The organism is Bacillus hominis, from assembly GCF_018332515.1.
GTDB lineage: Bacteria > Bacillota > Bacilli > Bacillales > Bacillaceae_G > Bacillus_A > Bacillus_A hominis.
This window is the reverse complement of the sequence record NZ_BOQD01000245.1, coordinates 1-385: the sequence shown is the minus strand read 5'-3', so window position 1 is coordinate 385 and position 385 is coordinate 1. Positions and strand designations below refer to the sequence as shown.

Genomic DNA, 385 nt, shown 5'->3' with positions numbered 1-385 from the left:
AACAAGCAATTGAAATTGCTAACAAATCAGAGTTCGGCTTGCAAGCAAGTGTCTTCACAAAAGACATTAACAAAGCATTTGCAATTGCTAACAAAATCGAAACTGGTTCTGTTCAAATTAACGGACGCACAGAGCGCGGACCTGACCACTTCCCATTCATCGGTGTAAAAGGTTCGGGTATGGGCGCACAAGGTATTCGTAAGAGCCTTGAGTCTATGACACGTGAAAAAGTAACTGTATTAAACTTAGTTTAATCTTATAAAAAGAAGCTGGTCTAATTTTAGATCAGCTACTTTTTATATAGATACTTCCCAAAAAACGGGGTATTTAGTTCTGCTTCCTATTTGGTTTTCCAAATCGAACTAAAACATGCCATAATAATTTT

The 385-nt window shown here is 36.9% G+C and carries 1 protein-coding gene; it reads left to right on the top strand.

The window, feature by feature from the left end; all coding sequences use genetic code 11:
• On the top strand, nucleotides 1-254 hold a 254-nt coding region (locus KI356_RS20940; protein ID WP_212936336.1), incomplete at its 5' end, for an aldehyde dehydrogenase family protein.
• Nucleotides 255-385 lie beyond the last annotated feature (131 nt).